Genomic DNA, 17546 nt, shown 5'->3' with positions numbered 1-17546 from the left:
AGTATACTGATTTAAAAATAGTTTATCTTGTATTATTATGCTATTTATTAATACGATTCTGATAATCGGAGTAGTGATAATGGATATCCATCATTTGCATGAAAACAGGCGGCATGGCAGTCCCGGACTTCCGGTCGGCATCTATCGAATGGAGCAGGGGGCCGGCGAGCCGATTCTCGATAACCATTGGCATGAGGAAGCGGAATTTCTGGTGGTGGAGAGCGGGGAAGCGGTGTTCCAAATCGGGCTGTCGACGTACACGGTTCGGGCCGGAGAGGTATTGTTCATCCCCGGCGGTGAGCTGCATGGCGGATATTCGCCGAGTGGCGGGGCATGCTCTTATTCGGCGCTTGTCTTTGATTTGGATTGGTTGATGAGCCAAGGGGACAGCTTGACCGGTCAATTTCTTGAACCGATTAAGCGAGGACGATTAGTGCCTGAACCGCATGCTGCCTTGGAGTCAGAGCTAGCCTTGTCATTGCTCCGGCAGTTGACCCCTCTGCTTGCGCTTGAACATTCGGAAGAGCCGGCGAAACCATTGCGGCTGAAAGCAGGGCTGTACCAGCTGTTCGCGGAATACGTGTCGCAAGCCGCATTCGTGCGCAGAGAGCCGCGTTCATCGCTCGACATGCATACGCAGGAAAGGCTCAAGACCGTATTGTCTTACATCGACGGCCACTATGCACGTAAGCTGACCATCAAGGAACTGGCTGCCGAGGCGGGCATGAGCGAGGGACATTTTACGCGGGTATTCAAGTCCTTCATGCGCAAAACTCCGATCGAGTATATTAATTTGCAGCGCATTCGGATTGCGGCAGCACTGCTTGCAGACAGCAACACTTCAGTCGGTGAAGCGGCACTGGAGTCGGGCTTCGACAACTTTAGTTATTTTTGCAAAATGTTTCGTTCTGTATACCAGTGCACGCCTTCCGATTATCGACATCGACATGGAGCGGAGTAACGCGAATAATAAAAACGACCACTAGATGTGGTCGTTTAAGTTTGACGATCTATTAACGTTTAGAAGTCGATGGAGAAATCTTAAACGAAGACAGACGACGCGGATGCCAATCACGTTCAATTCGGACATCGTGTTCATTGTACTCTTCTACAAGTCCCGAACCGACAATTACGCCATCCCTCTCAACGATGACATGGCTGCCGAACCACATGCTGTGATCAAATTCAAAGTCAAACGTAACTGTGCGCATCTGTAAAGGCTGAGTTAGGTCTGAACGTTCTGAATCGGAAAGTTCCTTGCTTTGCTCAGATTTGGAGGGAAGCGGTAGATGACCACTTCCATCGTAGTATAAGGGCTTGTCCTGCTGGTCATCATTCACTTGTAAAAACCTCCTTTTGATTCCATTATTATACTTTTGAAAGCGTTAACTTTCAATAGAAACTTCGTCTTAGGAAACGAAAAGACCCATAGAAATGGGCCGCTCTGAAGGAAATCAGATTTCAATCATTCATTACGTGGAGGGACTGTATTCGGCGTGCTATTACTGCCGCGTGAGCCATTGCTGCCCCGCGAACCGTTACTGCCGCGTGAGCCGTTGCTGCCCCGCGAGCCGTTGCTGCCACGTGAACCGTTGCTGCCGCGCGAACCGTTGCTGCCCCGCGAACCATTGCTGCCGCGCGAACCGTGCGAACCATCGGAACCACGAGAGCCCCGTGAGCCGTTGCTGCCGCGTGAGCCATTACTGCCATTGGAGCCATTGCTATCTCGCCATTCCCACCAGCCGTTGCTATTGTTTTCCCAACCGTTGTTTTTGCCTTGTGAATTGCTATTGCTGTTGTTAGTTGAACCTGCCATAAGAATCAACTCCTTTCATTGGATCATAGTAGTATATGTAACGAATCTATTAAATGTTATTGTTGTGCGTATTTAGTAGAGAAGAGGCTATTCTTTCTTATATGGACCGCGGCCGTGTACAAACCAAAAAAGCCTTGATTCTCAAGGCTTTCGGTTTTCTTATCATCAACTATCCGCTTATGTCTAGATTTCCGCCTAAATGTGGCTGTACACTTCGTTCCATCATTTGAACCAGTTGCTGTGACTGGCTCTTAGCTTGATCATTAGCCAAATTTAGAACGCTGATTCCAACCGCTTGGGATACATTGATTTGGGCTAAGGATGTTGATAACGCTGCAATGTCCATGTCTCTCCTCCTGACTTAGTTGATCAACTTACATTTTATTATCGGGATCTACCTATTCAATCTTTAATCATGTTGGCGATCTTTATCTTATCTTTATCTCAACTGAATGTATTCTTGATATTGAATTCGTACAATGGGACATTGAGGGGACGCAGCAGAAATTATGTTTACGCTCGTCCGTTTGTTAAACTGATTTTAGAAAACCGTGAAACGGGAGCGGCAGCATGAAAACCATATTGATTGTTGAAGATGAGGAAATATTGCGCGAGATCAGCAAAGATTATTTCGTAAGCGATGGATACAGAGTACTTGAAGCGGCTGATGGGAAAGCTGCGATGGCGTTGTTTCAAGAACATGAAGTGGATCTGATCGTGCTGGACATTATGCTTCCGGAATTGGATGGATGGTCGGTATGCCGCAGAATTCGCAAATCCTCGGATGTCCCTATCATCATGTTGACCGCCCGTGCTGATGAAGACGACACACTGCTTGGCTTCGAACTGGGTGCCGACGACTATGTCACGAAGCCATACAGTCCCCCGGTGCTGCTCGCAAGGGCAAAGCGACTCATCGAGAGTCGCAGCCGAATCGGAAAACAGGCACAGTCGGAGGACGCGTTAACGAGGAATGGGATCAAGGTTCATTTTCCATCGCGGACTGTAACGATCGAAGGAACTTTAATTACGCTCACACATACCGAATTCGAGATTCTCACCTACCTGATGAACAATCAGGGGATCGTCATTACAAGGGAACAGCTGATTTCGAAAATATGGGGGTATGAGTATGCCGGGGATGACCGCACGGTGAATACGCATATTCGCAATTTGCGCACGAAGCTAGGCGATAAGGCTCATTTGATCGTTACGATTGTTCGGACAGGCTATAAGTTCGAGGGGCAGCTATGAGAAGCGGCATTGTACTGAAATTGTTCGTGCTTACGACTACGCTGTGTATGCTCATACTGGCGACGATTTATATCGGGCAAACGGTTTTCTTCCAAGAGTACTACGCGAATCGTAAAGTGAGCGACTTGCAAGCGAAGATCGGCGAATTTAAGAATGCTTATTTGGAAGCAGGAGGAAATGCGCTTGCTGTCCAATCGCTGGAGCAGGACTTCTACAGGAATAACAATGTAACCATCACAAGCCTCGATCACGATGGTAACTTAAAGCATATAAACGACTTCTATATGGAAATGCGATTGCTTAAAGCTATGAACAAAGAGGAGGAGAAGCAGCGCTTTAAAGTTCCTCTCTATCAGCTCATGAGCGTGGAAGAAGCCGCTTCAGGTCAATCATTGCTTACAGCCGGAGTCGAGCTGATTATTCAAGGGATAAGGAGTCGATCCTTGCTTATCCCGATTACGCTGCATCATCCATCCGGGGAAATCATATATGCCAATGAGACTTTTAAGCGTAAGGCTTTTGGAGTCGGCGATAAAATAGGGATAAGGAAACCAAGTGCCTCGGGAACTTCGTCATATGTGAGTCTGTTCGGAGTCGTCACGGACATCCGGCTTCCGCAAGGCGGAGGATTATCGGACGTGATCTATTCCAATCCGCTGTTCCTGGAACAGATCAATGCGTTTCAAGAACAGCTGTTATTTGAGAAGCTTCAACTTGCCGATTCACTGGTCATTCAGGATTATGAGCAAAATAACGTAAAGTACAAGCTGTTCATCCAGCCGGTGCATTATGACAATGGGACGACAAACTATATCTTCGCCATGGCATCGCTGCAGCCGGTAGATGAAGCCGTACAGATGATGAAGGACTATTATGTGTATATCGTCGTGTTTGTATTGGTGCTCATCTTGATTGCATCGCTTTACTTTTCCATGAAGATCGCAAGACCGCTGCTGCGCATCAATCAGACGACGAAGAAAATCGCAAATCTCGACTTCTCCGAAAGCATTCCTGTTCGTTCCAAGGACGAGATCGGGGATCTGTCGCGCAACATCAACCAATTATCTGCAACGCTGCATTCTTACATCGGTAAGCTGCGGGAAGATATCGAGAAAGAAAAGCAGCTGGAGCGAACGAGGAAAGATTTTATCGCAGGCGTCTCCCACGAGCTCAAGACTCCGCTCAGCGTCATGAAAAGCTGCATTTCAATACTCAAGGATGGCGTAGCGGCGCATAAGAAGGACCATTACTTCGAAGCGATGGAGCAAGAAGTCGACAAGATGGATCATCTCATCGTCGATATGCTGGAGCTGGCAAAATACGAATCCGGAACGTATAAGATGCAGATGGACGAGTTTTATATCGAAAGGTCGATCGAATTGATTTGCGAGCAGTTGGCGCGCGAAATTTCGGATAAACGACTGCGGTTAAGCCTTCAGCTTGTTCCCGCTTTGGTTGTAGCCAATCAACATCGCATCGAGCAGGTGATAACGAATTTCATGACGAACGCGATACGCTACACGCCGGAGAAGCAAGAAATCATCGTCTCCGTGGCAGAGGAAGCGACCGGGATTGCCGTCCGCGTCGAAAACAAAGGCGTCCATATTCCGGAGGAGCAGCTTGATAAAGTGTGGGATCGCTTCTATCGGGGAGATACGGCAAGGCAGCGAGAGGGTGGCGGGACGGGACTCGGACTTGCCATTTCCAAAAATATTCTGGAGCTGCACGGTGCTGAATATGGCGCGGACAACACACAGGATGGTGTCGCATTCTACTTTAGCTTGAAGAAGAAACTTTAATGAAGTGTGATGTCTGTAAAGCTTGTCACGAAGGTGCTCGTCGCCTCCTAGACAAGCTTTTTTTAGTTGCGCTAGTAATCTTTATTTCATCTTTATTTCGGCTCCATGTGGTCTTGATTGGCGCCAATTATGATGGATATATGAAAACAACACCTAAATTAATTGCCATAGCCGTTGTCTTGATCATCGTATCGACCAGTCTCTTTCAACTTCAAACGGAAGGTGCAACGAAGCCGAAACCAATCGAAGCAGAGCCATTAGTGATGGATAGTGATGCCAATTTACCCTTGAAAGGAAAAACGATTGTTCTCGATCCCGGGCACGGTGGCAAGGATGTCGGTTCCACAGGCGCTCAAGGAACTTATGAGAAGGATGTAACGCTGCTAACCGCGCTAAATGTAAGAAAGAAACTAACCGAGCAGGGAGCAGCTGTTGTCATGACGAGGCAAGACGATACGACGATTTCGTTGAAAGCACGAACGGAAGTGGCGCAAGCCGAGAACGCGGACTTGTTCATTAGTATTCATTTCGATGCCTATCAAACAAGAGATGTGTACGGGATGACAACGTACTTTAACAAACCGCAGGATCAGGAGATTGCCGAGATCATGCATGATCAATTATTCAAGCAGGACATGCATACGAAGGATAGAGGTGTTCAGTTCGGCAATTATTATGTGATTCGCGAGAACACGAAACCGGCTGTTTTACTCGAGCTCGGCTACATCTCGAATCTGAATGAAGAAGCGGCAATGCAAACCGAGACATTTCAAGACCAAATATCGTCTGCGATCACCAGCGGCGTGATTGAGAGTCTTCGTTAAGGAGAAGGAGAGAGGGGATGTCATGTTTCGTATCATTATGCGGCGGCACAGTGTCGTTGCAATCTTATTTCTTGCCCCGAGTGCGATCGGATTCTCAGTCTTTTACTTGATTCCGTTCGTGATGGGGATTTGTTACTCCTTTATGAATCGATCGACCGATGGATCGTTCGTAGGCTTCACCAATTATAAGGAGCTGCTTGCGAGTGATTCCTTCCTTCAAGCATCGAAGAACACGTTTCTGTTTACTTCTATCAGTGTTCCGATCACAATTGCTATTTCGTTGTTACTGGCCTTGTTGTTGAATCAGAACATCCATTTCCGCAATGGGCTTAGAACCGCCTATGTATTGCCGCTTGTCGTTCCTGTCGCTTCCGTTGTCCTAATCTGGCAAGTGCTGTTCGATTGGAACGGGGCTGTGAATAGCTGGCTGCATGGTCTTGGCGTGCCAAGAATCGATTGGATGAAGTCTCAATGGGCACGAGCCGTGCTTTCCGTCGTCTATGCTTGGAAAAACATTGGGTACAACATCATCCTATTCTTAGCCGGTTTGCAGAGTATTCCGAAGGATTATTACGAGACGGCGGAGCTCGAAGGAGCGGGCATCGTTCATAAATTCACGCGAATTACACTCGTCTATTTGACGCCGACGATGTTTTTCGTTGTCTTGATGGGGTTGATCAGCTCGTTTCGGATATTCAGGGAGACGTATTTGATCGCGGGAGATTATCCGCACGACAGCATTTATATGCTGCAGCATTATATGAACAATATGTTCTTGTCGCTCGATATTCAGAAGCTTACGTCTGCCGCTGCGATCATGGTGGTTTGCCTGCTCGTTTTTGTTTCAGGGATGTTTGCATTAGAACGGCGTTTCACTAATTACTTGGAGTGATGGGGAGAATCAATGAAACTGAAAGCTGCCACTACTAAAGTGGCGATCTCGATTCCACTAGCGTTGATCGCATTCGTTATGCTGCTGCCAATCATCGTATCCTTCACCAATTCGCTTATGACGGAGCACGAAATCCAATCGAACTATGATTTGATCGGGAAGATGACAGCTGCGGCAGCCGGAGGCAAGGATGCGTTTGTGAATCTGAAGCTTATACCTAACTGGGTTTCGTTCGAACAGTACAGCAAAGTGCTGATCGATACCCCGACGTATTTAAATCTGTTTTGGAATTCGGTTTACATGGTTGCGCTCATTATCGCGGGGCAGGTTATCGTTGGCTCACTGGCTGCCTATGCTTTTGCTAAGCTCCGCTTTCAAGGTCGGGACCGGATGTTCTTCGTTTATCTGGTGGCGATGTTAATGCCGTTTCAAGTGACGCTCGTACCCAACTATATTATTGCTGATCAATTAGGTCTTCTGAACAGTGCAAGTGCTATCATTCTACCCGGTATTTTTGGCACGTTTGGCGTGTTCATGCTTCGGCAATTCATGTTGTCGATCCCGAATGCTTACGTGGAGGCGGCCTATATGGACGGAGCGGAGCATTTTCGCATCTTCCTTCAAATCATAGTTCCACTTATTAAACCGGGATTCGCGGCGCTGATCGTGCTCTTGTTCGTCGATTACTGGAATATGGTGGAGCAGCCGCTCATCTTTCTCGATGATACCTTCAGACAGCCATTGTCGGTGTATCTCTCCGTCGTTCAGCAGGAAGCAAGGGGCATAGGTTTCGCCGCATCCGTCTTCTACATGTTGCCGATGGTGCTGTTGTTTCTATATGCGGAATCATATTTTATCGAAGGCGTTCAAATGTCCGGCATTAAAGGGTAGGAGGTTTGTTGGAAGTGGAAAGGCAAGAAATCGAGCAAGAACTTACGGGCAGGAAGAAGAAAATTCGGCTGCTCGCCATCTTGTTTGCCAGTGGATTAATCGTGCTTACCCTATTCAGCAATACGCTGCAAACGATGAATTTAACGAAGGTGTGGACAACCATCGGACGGCAAGAAGAGCTTGTTCAGACCTTTACCGGAAGCGGTGTATTGGAGCCGATTACTGAAGCTTCGTTATCGAACAAAGCAGGCTGGAACGTAAAAACCGTTAAGGTGAAAGCAGGAGAAAGCGTGAAGAAGGGGCAGTCGCTCGTCATTTACGAGAGCCTTGAAGCTAATAATCGTTATCTGGATGCCAAAACCCAATTGGAGCAGCAGCAATTATCCATACAAGGCTTACAGGACCGATATGTTGAAGCCGCAAACAGCGATGATGCGATTCAGCTGCGCAGCGCGAAGCGGGAACTCGATAGCGCACGTCTGACGCTGGCCATGCAGCAGCGTAATCTGGACAGCATGAAGGCGGATCTGGTCAGGAACCGCGAGCTGAAAGCACCTTTCGACGGAATTGTGATGGACGTGAGTGCCGTGGAAGATATGCTATCCGCCAGCGCAGGTGCTGATGTTCGTATCGCGTCCTCCAGTCAAGGATATCGGATGGAGCTGGCGGTACCTGCTGAGATTAGCGAGAGGTTGAGCATTGGACAGAAGCTGGATGTCCAAGTCGGTCACACGGAAGATGCGAAGCAGCTGGAAGGGTTCGTTACGGAAATCCACAACAAAGAAAATCAAATGAATATGGTAGTTGCCGTAAAACATGATTCGCTCCGTGGAGGTGAACAAGGACGAATTGACCTCAGATTTGCATCTTCGCCTGCTAATGGCGGCATCGTTATTCCGAGCAGCGCCATTCACCTTGAGGGTGAAGATGCTTATGTTTATGTCGTTGAGGAGAAGAAAGGTCCACTTGGCGATACAAGTCATGTCCGCAAAGCGATAATCAAAGTCGGTGATTCGAATGAAACCGATACTGTGGTGCTGCAAGGGATTTTTCCGGATTCACCGATCATTCTGGAGAGCAGCGCACCTACTGTTTCAGATGGAGAGCGTGTTCGGGTAATGGTCCATTAATTCTTATCAAATGAGGAAAGCGGGAATAAAGATGACAAGAGTACTTATTGTAATCATGAGCTGCATCGTCATGTTTAGTTTAACAGCATGCGAGGGCAGTAGGAACGAGAATAGTCCTAACGGAAATTCATCACAATCCGAGGCAACTGAATCGCAAAAGAATACAAGTAATGATTCAAAACCTGCTGAGAAAGTAATAGCTGACGCATCCCCGCAGGGGCTGGAACCGCTTGACGATAAACCGAAAACGATTGTCGTTTCTATTCTTGGAACTACCGACATCTACAAGCTGGCGAAAGAGAAGTATGAAGCGCTGCATCCGAATACAACGATTCAATTTAAAGAATTTGAAACCAAAGGCAGCATGATGAGCGCATCTGAAGTGGAGAGATATATCAAAACGACGACGACGGAAGTGTTGTCCGGCAAAGGGGCGGACTTATTCGCATTTACGACCGTGGAGCTGCCTATTGATAAGTACGTCACTAAAGGCGCGTTCGAAAACGTAGGCGATTGGATGAAACGAGATCCCAGCTTCGATCAGCAGCAATACCATATGAACATTATGGATGGTTCTCAAATGAACGGCGGCTTGTATATTATGCCTGTAGAATTCTATTTGGAAGCATTGTACGGAGATGCGGTGGGGATCAAGAATGCCGGCATTACAATAGATGATAAAAACTGGACATGGAGCCAGTTCGCCGAAATCAGCAAGCAGGTGACAGACGGGACCGGACATACCTATTCCATGAATTTTTTGCCGCCTGAGGCGATGATCAATAATCTCGTGTCTGACAACTATACCCGATTAATCGATGGTGCTAACGGCAAGGCATCGTTTGACACTCCTTTTTTTACGGATTTACTGACGGGAGTAAAGGAGATGTATGAGGAGAAAGAGTTAAGAAGTGATGCGGCGGAATTCACCAAAAGTTATTTATCCTATTCATTAATGACATCTCCAAGCGATTATCTTCTTCGACTGGCCATGTATTATAAAGATGGGAAAGTTTATCAGAAGCCGCATGCTGCGGATCAAAAGTCGGGCATTTCGTTTCTTGTAACGAATCAAATTGCCATGAACGCCAATTCAGAGGTGAAAAGAGACGCATGGGAGTTTATGAAGTTTCTGCTGTCCGAAGAGATGCAATCCTACCCGAAACAGCAGGGAGCTTCAGGATTCTCGATGAATAAAGCGGTGAATGAGAAGGCCATCGAAGCTGTCCAAGCAAATGGAATTGATAAGGCTGTAGCCGGTAAAGGCGGAGATGTTAAGATCAAAGTAACGGAGGAGAATCTACAGGTTCTCCGTGACATGCTGTCCGAAGCCAGCTTAAGAAATATAGGCTATGAGACGACCGTACAGAGAATCATTGCAGAGGAAGTCAAAGCGTTCTTCGCGGGGCAGAAACCTGCGGATGCAGTAGCCGAGTTGATCCAGAATCGGGTAATGACGTATTTGAATGAGTGATAGGGACGCGCCGCATTTGTTTGTGGCGCGTCTGTTTCTTTTCGGAAATAGAGGTAATTCTGACCAGCATATAACGACATAGGTGAGCGTAATTTAGTGAATAAGCTAATGAGAGGAGCGCCTATGTAAATGACTACGCTTTCCATGATTAAGGCCTTAGCTTTGCTCATCGGAATGATGAACAATACGCCCACTGAAGTTTCCGTGTATACCATGATGGAATGCCCCCATGAGCATTGCTACGATGCAATCAATGACACAGGAGATCACTGTTTGTTCAGTGAGACTAATTTCCGGCAGGAAACACGATTAAATGAAGGCGACAAAATCTTTGCTATCTTCCTTCAAAATGACGAACATAGACTGGTGCGCGTTGTCAAAGCGGAGCAGTGAACGAATATCTCTAGTACTTTCCAGGTCGTTCGGACATGATTCCGACGGCTTTTTTTGCGTTCATGGCACTTTTTATCGTTCCGGGTCCTGAAAATAATAGAAATTCATACGGCTCGTCAATTATTCCAACAAAAAGACACCATAGAGTGACAATTTAATCACCTAATAAATGGTAATATAAATCTAGAATCTCATATTATATGAATGGAGCGCATTCAGATGACCCAAGACAATCAGCAGCAACTTCATGATTTCGTAAAACTTATCCAAGGTTTTTCCGAATTGACCAACACGATTAGCTTGGAATGGTCGAATTTGAACAATGCAAATTGGGTAGCCGTTAATTTGCGCGAGTATCCGTTTCCGTATTCAATCGATGTCATGAAAGTGAAAATCAACCAATGGGCAGAAGCGCTCTCCAATCAAGCCGAATCACGAGCAATTGTAGTAGATAACTGGCTGCATCCGGTACAGGTTGAATCCAGTTACTAATCAACAAAGGTTCACCATCATCTCTACATAGTCAAATACTAAACCGCCTTTTACAAAGGCGGTTTTCTTATGTTTATTTATAATAATTGGAAATTAACATTTGCTTTTCTAATAATTGGACGTTCTTCTCGTCACCACTAATGCTCGTCCCCGTATACTGATAGAGACGCTGATTCTTTTCTAAGGAGGGAAAAGATGAAGAAATGAACTTTACGAGCATTCCTCTGCATCGCAGCGTTGCTCGCGTTAATCTGGAGCGGAGGGAAAGCAGGTTATATTAAGGAGGCGAATGAGGCAATGGGAACCATTACGGTTAAATTGACTGAAACGCCGGAAGCATTCAATAATCCGATCATGGGTTTTAGACCATCTCGTAACATAAACGATACTTCTTTCCCGAATCGGGAATATGCGGATATTTATAAACACTACATCAAATACACCGATCTGGAAATGAATGCAACGGACACCGTTCAGAAGATCAAGGATTGGAGCAACAAGTCTTGGGTTGGTATTGAAAAGAAGAATATTAAGGTAGTTCCACGAGTCATCATTGTTTTCCCTAATGTCGGGGAATATTGGCCGAATGGGATCACGCATGGTGATCCAGTCAATCAGTGGCTGACCGATGTCTTGAAATCAAGGCTCGTGGCGTTTATCGCGAAGATTGGGCAAGCTTGGGATAATGATCCACGTGTTGCTTTTGTCGAGCTTGGCTTGTATGGCAAATGGGCGGAGCACCATATTTATCCCAATAAGTTTCCTGACGGAACCCACATTATTCCGCTAAGTTTCCAAAAGGCTTTAGGCGATGCAGCTGTTGCAGCATTTCATAACAAAAAAATGCTTGTCCGCTATACGGATACGTTCAAGGCTTATAATTTCGGGATTTATTGGGATTCTTTTGCGTTGCCGGATGATGCTGTCACCGGGAATGGGGAGATTGCGCGGAATAATTGGCAGACGCAGATTAACAGCGGAGAAGTGGCCTATAACTGGGGGAACCAGACTAATTTAGGCGGCAGTCCTAATGGAACGCTGAGCAGTGTTTCCAATACGAACTATGTCATTGACTGGATTATGAAGACGCATACTTCGAGCTTAGGGTGGATTTCGGATTATACCGCGAGCAATCCCGCCGTAGAAGTCGGAGCAACCGCGATGCAGAAGGTGCTTGGCTATCGCTTCGTGTTGAATCAAGCAACGTTTACGAGCAATGTATCGCCTGGAGGGACGATGAGCGTATCGTTCCAGGTTACCAACAGAGGTTCCTCTCCATTCTATTATGATTGGCCGGTAGAGGCGAATCTGCTGAAGAGTGACGGGACTGTTGCATGGAAAGGCGTATTCCAAGGGGATATTCGAACATGGCTGCCCGGTTCAGACTGGAATAGCGCGACTCGTGCGTACAATCAAGCTCCGGCTGCCAACACCGTGAACGGTGCATTCAAGATTCCGACCACATTGGCGAATGGAACCTATACACTCACATTGTCCATTCTGGATCCGGCTGGCTGGCAGCCAGGCGCACGATTCGCCAATACCAACTACTACACGGGAGGCAGAACGCCGATCGGCAAAGTAGGCATCGGCATGGAACCCTCCAATCAAACGCTGGGATCGTTCGCAGGCTTGAAATCAGATGCGACACTTGGTTATAGTCTGCAAAGCGGCGCGTACACCGGATCAGTCGGAAGCACAGACACACAAGCGCCGACAGCTCCTGCGAAGCTAACTTCGACAGGAAAAACAACAAGCAGCGTCAGCCTTAGTTGGTCGGCTTCAACAGATAACGTAGGCGTAGCTGGATACGATGTCTATCGGAATAACAGTTTTGTCGGCAGCACAACAAGCGCTTCCTATACCGATACCGGACTTACAGCATCGACGAGCTATAGTTATATGGTAAGAGCGAAAGATGCCGCAGGTAATGTTTCGGGGAACAGCAACGTTATTAGCGTAACGACGAATACAGCCAGTACTTCAATTTCGATTGAAGCGGAGTCTTCGGCTAATACACTTGCCGGCGGTGCAATCGTAGTATCGTGCAGCTCCTGCTCAGGCGGCTCAAAGGTCGGTTATGTCGGCAATAATCGCGGTACGCTTCAGTTCAATGGAATTAACGTAGCAACCGCGGGGACTTATACGTTAATCATTTCATATATCAACGGTGATGCGACAGCAAGAGCGGCTCGAATCACCGTAAATAGTGCAATTGCGAACTTAAGCTTCCCATCTACGGGCAGTTGGTCTACAGTAGGCACTTACCAAGCTTCGGTTCAATTGAAAGCAGGAAACAATACGATTAAGTTTGCAAATGCCAGCGGATGGGCGCCGGACTTCGACCGGATCCAAATTAATCAAAGGGTGTAACAATGAAAGGGATCCCCGGTCATGCGGAGGATCCCTTTTTTCAGTAAATTTCAATTATAGATCAGCCCTCTCCGTTCCAAGAACAGCATTGAAATCCGGTATGAATTCCCAACCATGAATTCCGATTAAGCAGAGCCGCGGCGAGCATGATAACAATCGAAGGAATTGACTGGGTGGTTGAACGTACAGGATCCGATTTATTGAGAGGACGATTTCGATATGCGTAAGACTTTAGCTATAACTACGGTGCTGCTATCGGCTTCATTGGCTTTGTCCGGCTGTAAGATGGATAACGGCGATTCGGATCAGATAAATATTCACTCACAAGAAGTAACACCTAAAGAAACAACTAAAAGTCGAATGATTCCAACCAAGCTATCAGAACCGAAAGTGAAGCTGTTTGGGCTAAATACCTTTAAATTGACGGAAACGTCGGAAGCATTCAATAATCCGATCATGGGCTTTAGACCATCACGCAACATAAACGATTTGTCTTTCCCGAATCGAGAATATGCAGATATTTATAAACACTACATTAAGTACACCGATCTGGAAGTGAATGCGGACTCTGTTCAGAAGATCAAAGATTGGAGCACTAAGGCTTGGGCGGGCATCGAAAAGAAGAATATTAAGGTGGTGCCGCGAGTTATCATTGTTTATCCCGGTGCCGGGGAGTTTTGGCCAACTGGGGTCGTACATGGCGATCCCGCCACTCAGTGGCTGTCAGATTCCTTGAAAGCCCGACTGGTGGCGTTTATTGGGAAGCTAGGGCAAGCGTGGGACAATGATCCTCGAGTTGCTTTTGTAGAGCTCGGCTTGTATGGCAATTGGGGCGAGCACCATATTTATCCTAATAAGTTTCCTGACGGAACCCACATTATTCCGCCAAGTTTCCAAAAAGCGCTTGGTGATGCTTATACAGCAGCTTTCCGTAACAAAAAAATGCTTGTCCGCTATACGGATACGTTCACGGCGTATAACTTCGGGATTTATTGGGATTCTTTTGCGTTGCCGGATGATGCTGTCACTGGGAATGGGGAGATTTCGCGTAATAATTGGCGGACGCAGATTAACAGCGGTGAAGTCGCTTATAACTGGGGGAACCAGTCTAATCTCGGCGGCAGTCCCAATGGAACGTTGAGCAGTGTTTCCAACACGAACAATGTCATTGACTGGATCATGAAGACGCATACCTCGAGCTTAGGGTGGATTTCGGATTATACCGCAACCAATCCAGCCGTAGAAGTCGGGGCAACCGCGATGCAGAAGGTACTTGGCTATCGCTTCGTGTTGAATCAAGCAACGTTTACGAGCAATGTGGCGCCGGGAGGAACGATGAACGTTTCGTTCCAGGTTACTAACAAAGGTTCCTCGCCATTCTATTACAACTGGCCGGTGGAGGCTAATCTGCTTAAGAGTGATGGGACTGTTGCATGGAAAGGCGTATTCCAAGGTGATATTCGAACTTGGCTGCCCGGTTCAGACTGGAATAGCGTGACTCGTGCTTACAACCAAGCTCCAACTGTCAACACTGTGAACGGTGCATTCAAGATTCCGACCACATTGGCGAATGGAACCTATACACTGACATTGTCCATTTTGGATCCTGCTGGCTGGCAGCCGGGCGCACGATTCGCCAATACCAACTACTACACCGGAGGCAGAACGCCGATCGGTAAGGTAGGCATCGGCATGGAAGCCGCCAATCAAACGCTGGGATCGTTCGCAAGTTTGAAATCGGATAAAACGCTTGGCTATAGCTTGCAAAGCAGTGCCTATAACGGATCAGTCGGAAGCACAGACACACAAGCGCCGACAGCTCCTGCGAAGTTAACATCGACAGGTAAAACGGCAAGCAGTAACAATATCAGCTGGACGGCTTCGACGGATAATGTCGGCGTGACCGGTTACGAAATCTATCGGAACGGCAGTTATGCCGGCACAACAACAAGTACTTCCTTCTCCGATACCGGACTTAAAGCAGCGACGAACTATAGTTACATGGTAAGAGCGAAAGACGCGGCAGGTAATGTTTCGAGTAACAGCAACGTTATTAGCGTAGCGACGAATGCAGTCAGTACCTCAATTGCGATTGAAGCGGAGTCTGCTGCCAATACGCTTGCAGGCGGTGCTATCGTAGTGTCTTGCAGTTCATGCGCAGGCGGATCCAAAGTCGGTTACGTTGGCAACAACAGCGGTACGCTTCAGTTCAACCGTATTAATGTGGCCACTGCCGGGACCTATACGCTGATCTTGTCCTACGTGAATGGGGATACGACAGCGAGGGCGGCTCGAATCCATGTAAACGGAACAATACTTAACTTAAGCTTCCCTTCCACAGGCAGTTGGTCTACACTCGGCACTTTACAATCAACGGTTCAACTGAAAGCAGGAGACAATACGATAAAGTTTTCAAACGCCAGCACTTGGGCACCGGACTTCGATCGGATCCAAATCCGCAGCAGAGGTTAATATTCAAATCCCTTACATAGAAGAGGACCTGGATGATGGGGTTCTCTTCTTTTTTGTACCATCGAAATTTCCAAATAAATGGATATCAGGCCTATTCCCCAGCTAGTTGTCCAATCACAGCTTCATGATCATCATAGAATACAGTGTGTCCGCTTTTTATTGTATAGGAGGGAAGGTAATGCCGAATTACGCGTATGTAGCACAATCGAATAGCAAAGTAGCTATCGTGGATACAGATACCAATGTTGTTGTTTCTACGATTGTTATTGGATTTAACACCAATTGGATCGCACTTACTCCGGATGCCAAGACGGCATATCTGGCAAACCAAACGAACAGTACCGTTGCTGTGCTTGATTTAATGAGCGAGATTATAGTCGGAGTTATTTATCTCGGGATAACGAATAACCAAGCAAACCAGCCCAAACAGATTATCGTTCACCCTACTAACGGGCTCGCGTATATTGCGAACGTCAGCGGTACAATTTCGATCATCGATACGGCTGCATTGACGTTACTTTCAACGGTAATAGTAGCTTCAGGTTTATCCGTCATGGCGCTGTCTCCGGATACGAACTACCTTTACATTGGCACAGGACCGGAAGTTTCCGTTTTCAGCACGATCACGAATACGGTAATAGACAACATACCTCTTCCGCCGCCATTACAAGCCGGTGATCTCGCGCTGACTCCGGATGGGAGTTTAGTCTATGTAGCTTCACCGGGAACGATCCTAACGCCCGATAACAAAGTTGCTTCCCTAAGCACGATAACGCGTGCCGCAATTGCAACGGTTACAGTGGGAACTAGGCCTGTAAAGGTTAACGTGAATCCTCTGGGTACTCAAGTGTATGTCGTGAATCAAGACAGTCACAATGTATCCGTCATTGATATCGCATCCAACACGATCGTAATTACGATTCCAATCTCCGGCACTTTAGCTGCTGTTCAAGCTCTTACACCGGATGGCAGTCGGGACTTTGTTTCAAGTCCTTCTCTCGGACGTCTGCTAGCAATAGACACCACAACATCTTCTCCCATTAATGTATTTATTGGCGGTGTACCGACAGGACTAGCCGTTACTTCAGATGGCTCCAAAGTACTTGCAACGGTTGCCGGTACGTTCATCGCAGTCGTCAATACACAGACGAACACCCTCATCACTCAAATCGGCTTGGATGCAAGTGCAACCTTCATTACTATCCCTCCGCAGATTTCTCCGGTACAACAAAGGGTTCACACGACCGGCATCATCATGAATACGGAGGATGACGTATGTTTAGCTAAGTCCGTTTCTGTTAACGTGTTGAATGAAAGTTATTTACAAGCCGCCATTATCGAAATTATTGGATTTGCCATTCCCAGCACGCCGGGACCGAAAATCACAATCGCGCATTATCTGTATTTATTGCCTCCTAATACAGCAGATATGAAGAAGGTGACCGTTTTGGATGCAGGCGCATACGAAATTCAAATTAAAGCATCCACGCTATATCTTGCCGATGTTGTTCTTTCGCTAAACGGACTTGATAGTGAAGGGAATGTCATACCGGAACAAAGAGAGCTTCAAGCGGGTCTGACCGTAATTCGTGGATTATCGTACGCTCCTTAAAACATGGGGAGAAGGACATAGTCCTTCTTAGAATGTCGAGAAACCCAACGTTTTTTTTCAAACGTTGGGTTTCTCTTTGGTTTTAGGGTTGGTTTGTGGAGGTCGAAGGGCGTTAAGCCTCCTT

16 protein-coding genes are annotated in these 17546 nt (G+C 46.9%); 13 read left to right on the top strand and 3 right to left on the bottom strand.

The window, feature by feature from the left end; genetic code table 11:
- Nucleotides 1-79: 79 nt before the first annotated feature.
- Complete coding sequence (locus BLW29_RS11935; RefSeq protein ID WP_177186599.1) at nucleotides 80-961, top strand: AraC family transcriptional regulator; 882 nt, start codon at nucleotides 80-82, stop codon at nucleotides 959-961.
- Between the two features lie 52 nt (nucleotides 962-1013).
- Here BLW29_RS11935 and BLW29_RS11930 read toward each other — a convergent pair whose 3' ends face one another.
- From BLW29_RS11930 to BLW29_RS11920, 3 genes are all read right to left on the bottom strand, one after another.
- Nucleotides 1014-1340: a hypothetical protein gene (locus BLW29_RS11930; RefSeq protein WP_090979708.1), complete on the bottom strand. Its 327-nt coding sequence runs from the start codon at nucleotides 1338-1340 to the stop codon at nucleotides 1014-1016.
- A 125-nt stretch (nucleotides 1341-1465) separates the two neighbouring features.
- Entirely contained in the window at nucleotides 1466-1816 is a 351-nt protein-coding gene (locus BLW29_RS11925; protein WP_090979706.1) for a hypothetical protein, read from the bottom strand.
- A 169-nt stretch (nucleotides 1817-1985) separates the two neighbouring features.
- The gene (locus tag BLW29_RS11920) at nucleotides 1986-2162 is read right to left on the bottom strand and encodes a YjfB family protein (protein ID WP_090979704.1); all 177 of its coding nucleotides are present in this window, start codon (nucleotides 2160-2162) and stop codon (nucleotides 1986-1988) included.
- A gap of 224 nt (nucleotides 2163-2386) precedes the next feature.
- On the opposite strand from BLW29_RS11920, the gene BLW29_RS11915 reads away from it, so the two are divergent.
- The 12 genes from BLW29_RS11915 to BLW29_RS11860 all read left to right on the top strand — a co-directional run bounded on the left by BLW29_RS11915 (nucleotide 2387) and on the right by BLW29_RS11860 (nucleotide 17422).
- Entirely contained in the window at nucleotides 2387-3070 is a 684-nt protein-coding gene (locus BLW29_RS11915; protein ID WP_090979702.1) for a response regulator transcription factor, read from the top strand.
- Nucleotides 3067-4869 carry a sensor histidine kinase gene (locus tag BLW29_RS11910; RefSeq protein WP_090979700.1) on the top strand — a complete coding sequence of 601 codons (1803 nt, stop codon included), beginning with the start codon at nucleotides 3067-3069 and terminating at the stop codon, nucleotides 4867-4869. Before BLW29_RS11915 ends, BLW29_RS11910 begins: the two co-directional genes overlap by 4 nt.
- 140 nt (nucleotides 4870-5009) lie before the next feature.
- Entirely contained in the window at nucleotides 5010-5693 is a 684-nt protein-coding gene (locus tag BLW29_RS11905; protein ID WP_256208548.1) for an N-acetylmuramoyl-L-alanine amidase family protein, read from the top strand.
- 22 nt (nucleotides 5694-5715) lie between these two features.
- Nucleotides 5716-6585, top strand: coding sequence for a carbohydrate ABC transporter permease (locus tag BLW29_RS11900; protein ID WP_256208547.1), 870 nt, complete (start codon nucleotides 5716-5718; stop codon nucleotides 6583-6585).
- A gap of 12 nt (nucleotides 6586-6597) precedes the next feature.
- A complete protein-coding gene (locus tag BLW29_RS11895; protein ID WP_090979698.1) occupies nucleotides 6598-7476 on the top strand; it encodes a carbohydrate ABC transporter permease in 879 nt (292 codons plus the stop codon).
- 14 nt (nucleotides 7477-7490) lie between these two features.
- Nucleotides 7491-8606 carry an efflux RND transporter periplasmic adaptor subunit gene (locus BLW29_RS11890; RefSeq protein WP_090979696.1) on the top strand — a complete coding sequence of 372 codons (1116 nt, stop codon included), beginning with the start codon at nucleotides 7491-7493 and terminating at the stop codon, nucleotides 8604-8606.
- 31 nt (nucleotides 8607-8637) lie between these two features.
- On the top strand, nucleotides 8638-10080 hold the full coding sequence (locus tag BLW29_RS11885) for an ABC transporter substrate-binding protein (protein ID WP_177186598.1): 1443 nt from the start codon (nucleotides 8638-8640) through the stop codon (nucleotides 10078-10080).
- Between the two features lie 129 nt (nucleotides 10081-10209).
- A complete protein-coding gene (locus BLW29_RS11880; RefSeq protein ID WP_090979692.1) occupies nucleotides 10210-10473 on the top strand; it encodes a hypothetical protein in 264 nt (87 codons plus the stop codon).
- A 219-nt stretch (nucleotides 10474-10692) separates the two neighbouring features.
- Nucleotides 10693-10965, top strand: coding sequence for a hypothetical protein (locus tag BLW29_RS11875; protein ID WP_090979690.1), 273 nt, complete (start codon nucleotides 10693-10695; stop codon nucleotides 10963-10965).
- A 297-nt stretch (nucleotides 10966-11262) separates the two neighbouring features.
- The gene (locus BLW29_RS11870; RefSeq protein ID WP_090979687.1) at nucleotides 11263-13338 is read left to right on the top strand and encodes a DUF4832 domain-containing protein; all 2076 of its coding nucleotides are present in this window, start codon (nucleotides 11263-11265) and stop codon (nucleotides 13336-13338) included.
- Nucleotides 13339-13557: 219 nt separating this feature from the next.
- Nucleotides 13558-15810: a DUF4832 domain-containing protein gene (locus BLW29_RS11865; RefSeq protein ID WP_090979685.1), complete on the top strand. Its 2253-nt coding sequence runs from the start codon at nucleotides 13558-13560 to the stop codon at nucleotides 15808-15810.
- Nucleotides 15811-15988: 178 nt separating this feature from the next.
- On the top strand, nucleotides 15989-17422 hold the full coding sequence (locus tag BLW29_RS11860) for a beta-propeller fold lactonase family protein (RefSeq protein WP_090979684.1): 1434 nt from the start codon (nucleotides 15989-15991) through the stop codon (nucleotides 17420-17422).
- Nucleotides 17423-17546: the final 124 nt, after the last annotated feature.

The organism is Paenibacillus sp. CF384, from assembly GCF_900106745.1.
Lineage (GTDB): Bacteria > Bacillota > Bacilli > Paenibacillales > Paenibacillaceae > Paenibacillus_Z.
The sequence above is the reverse complement of the archived record's forward strand: the minus strand, read 5'-3'. Positions and strand labels throughout refer to the sequence as shown.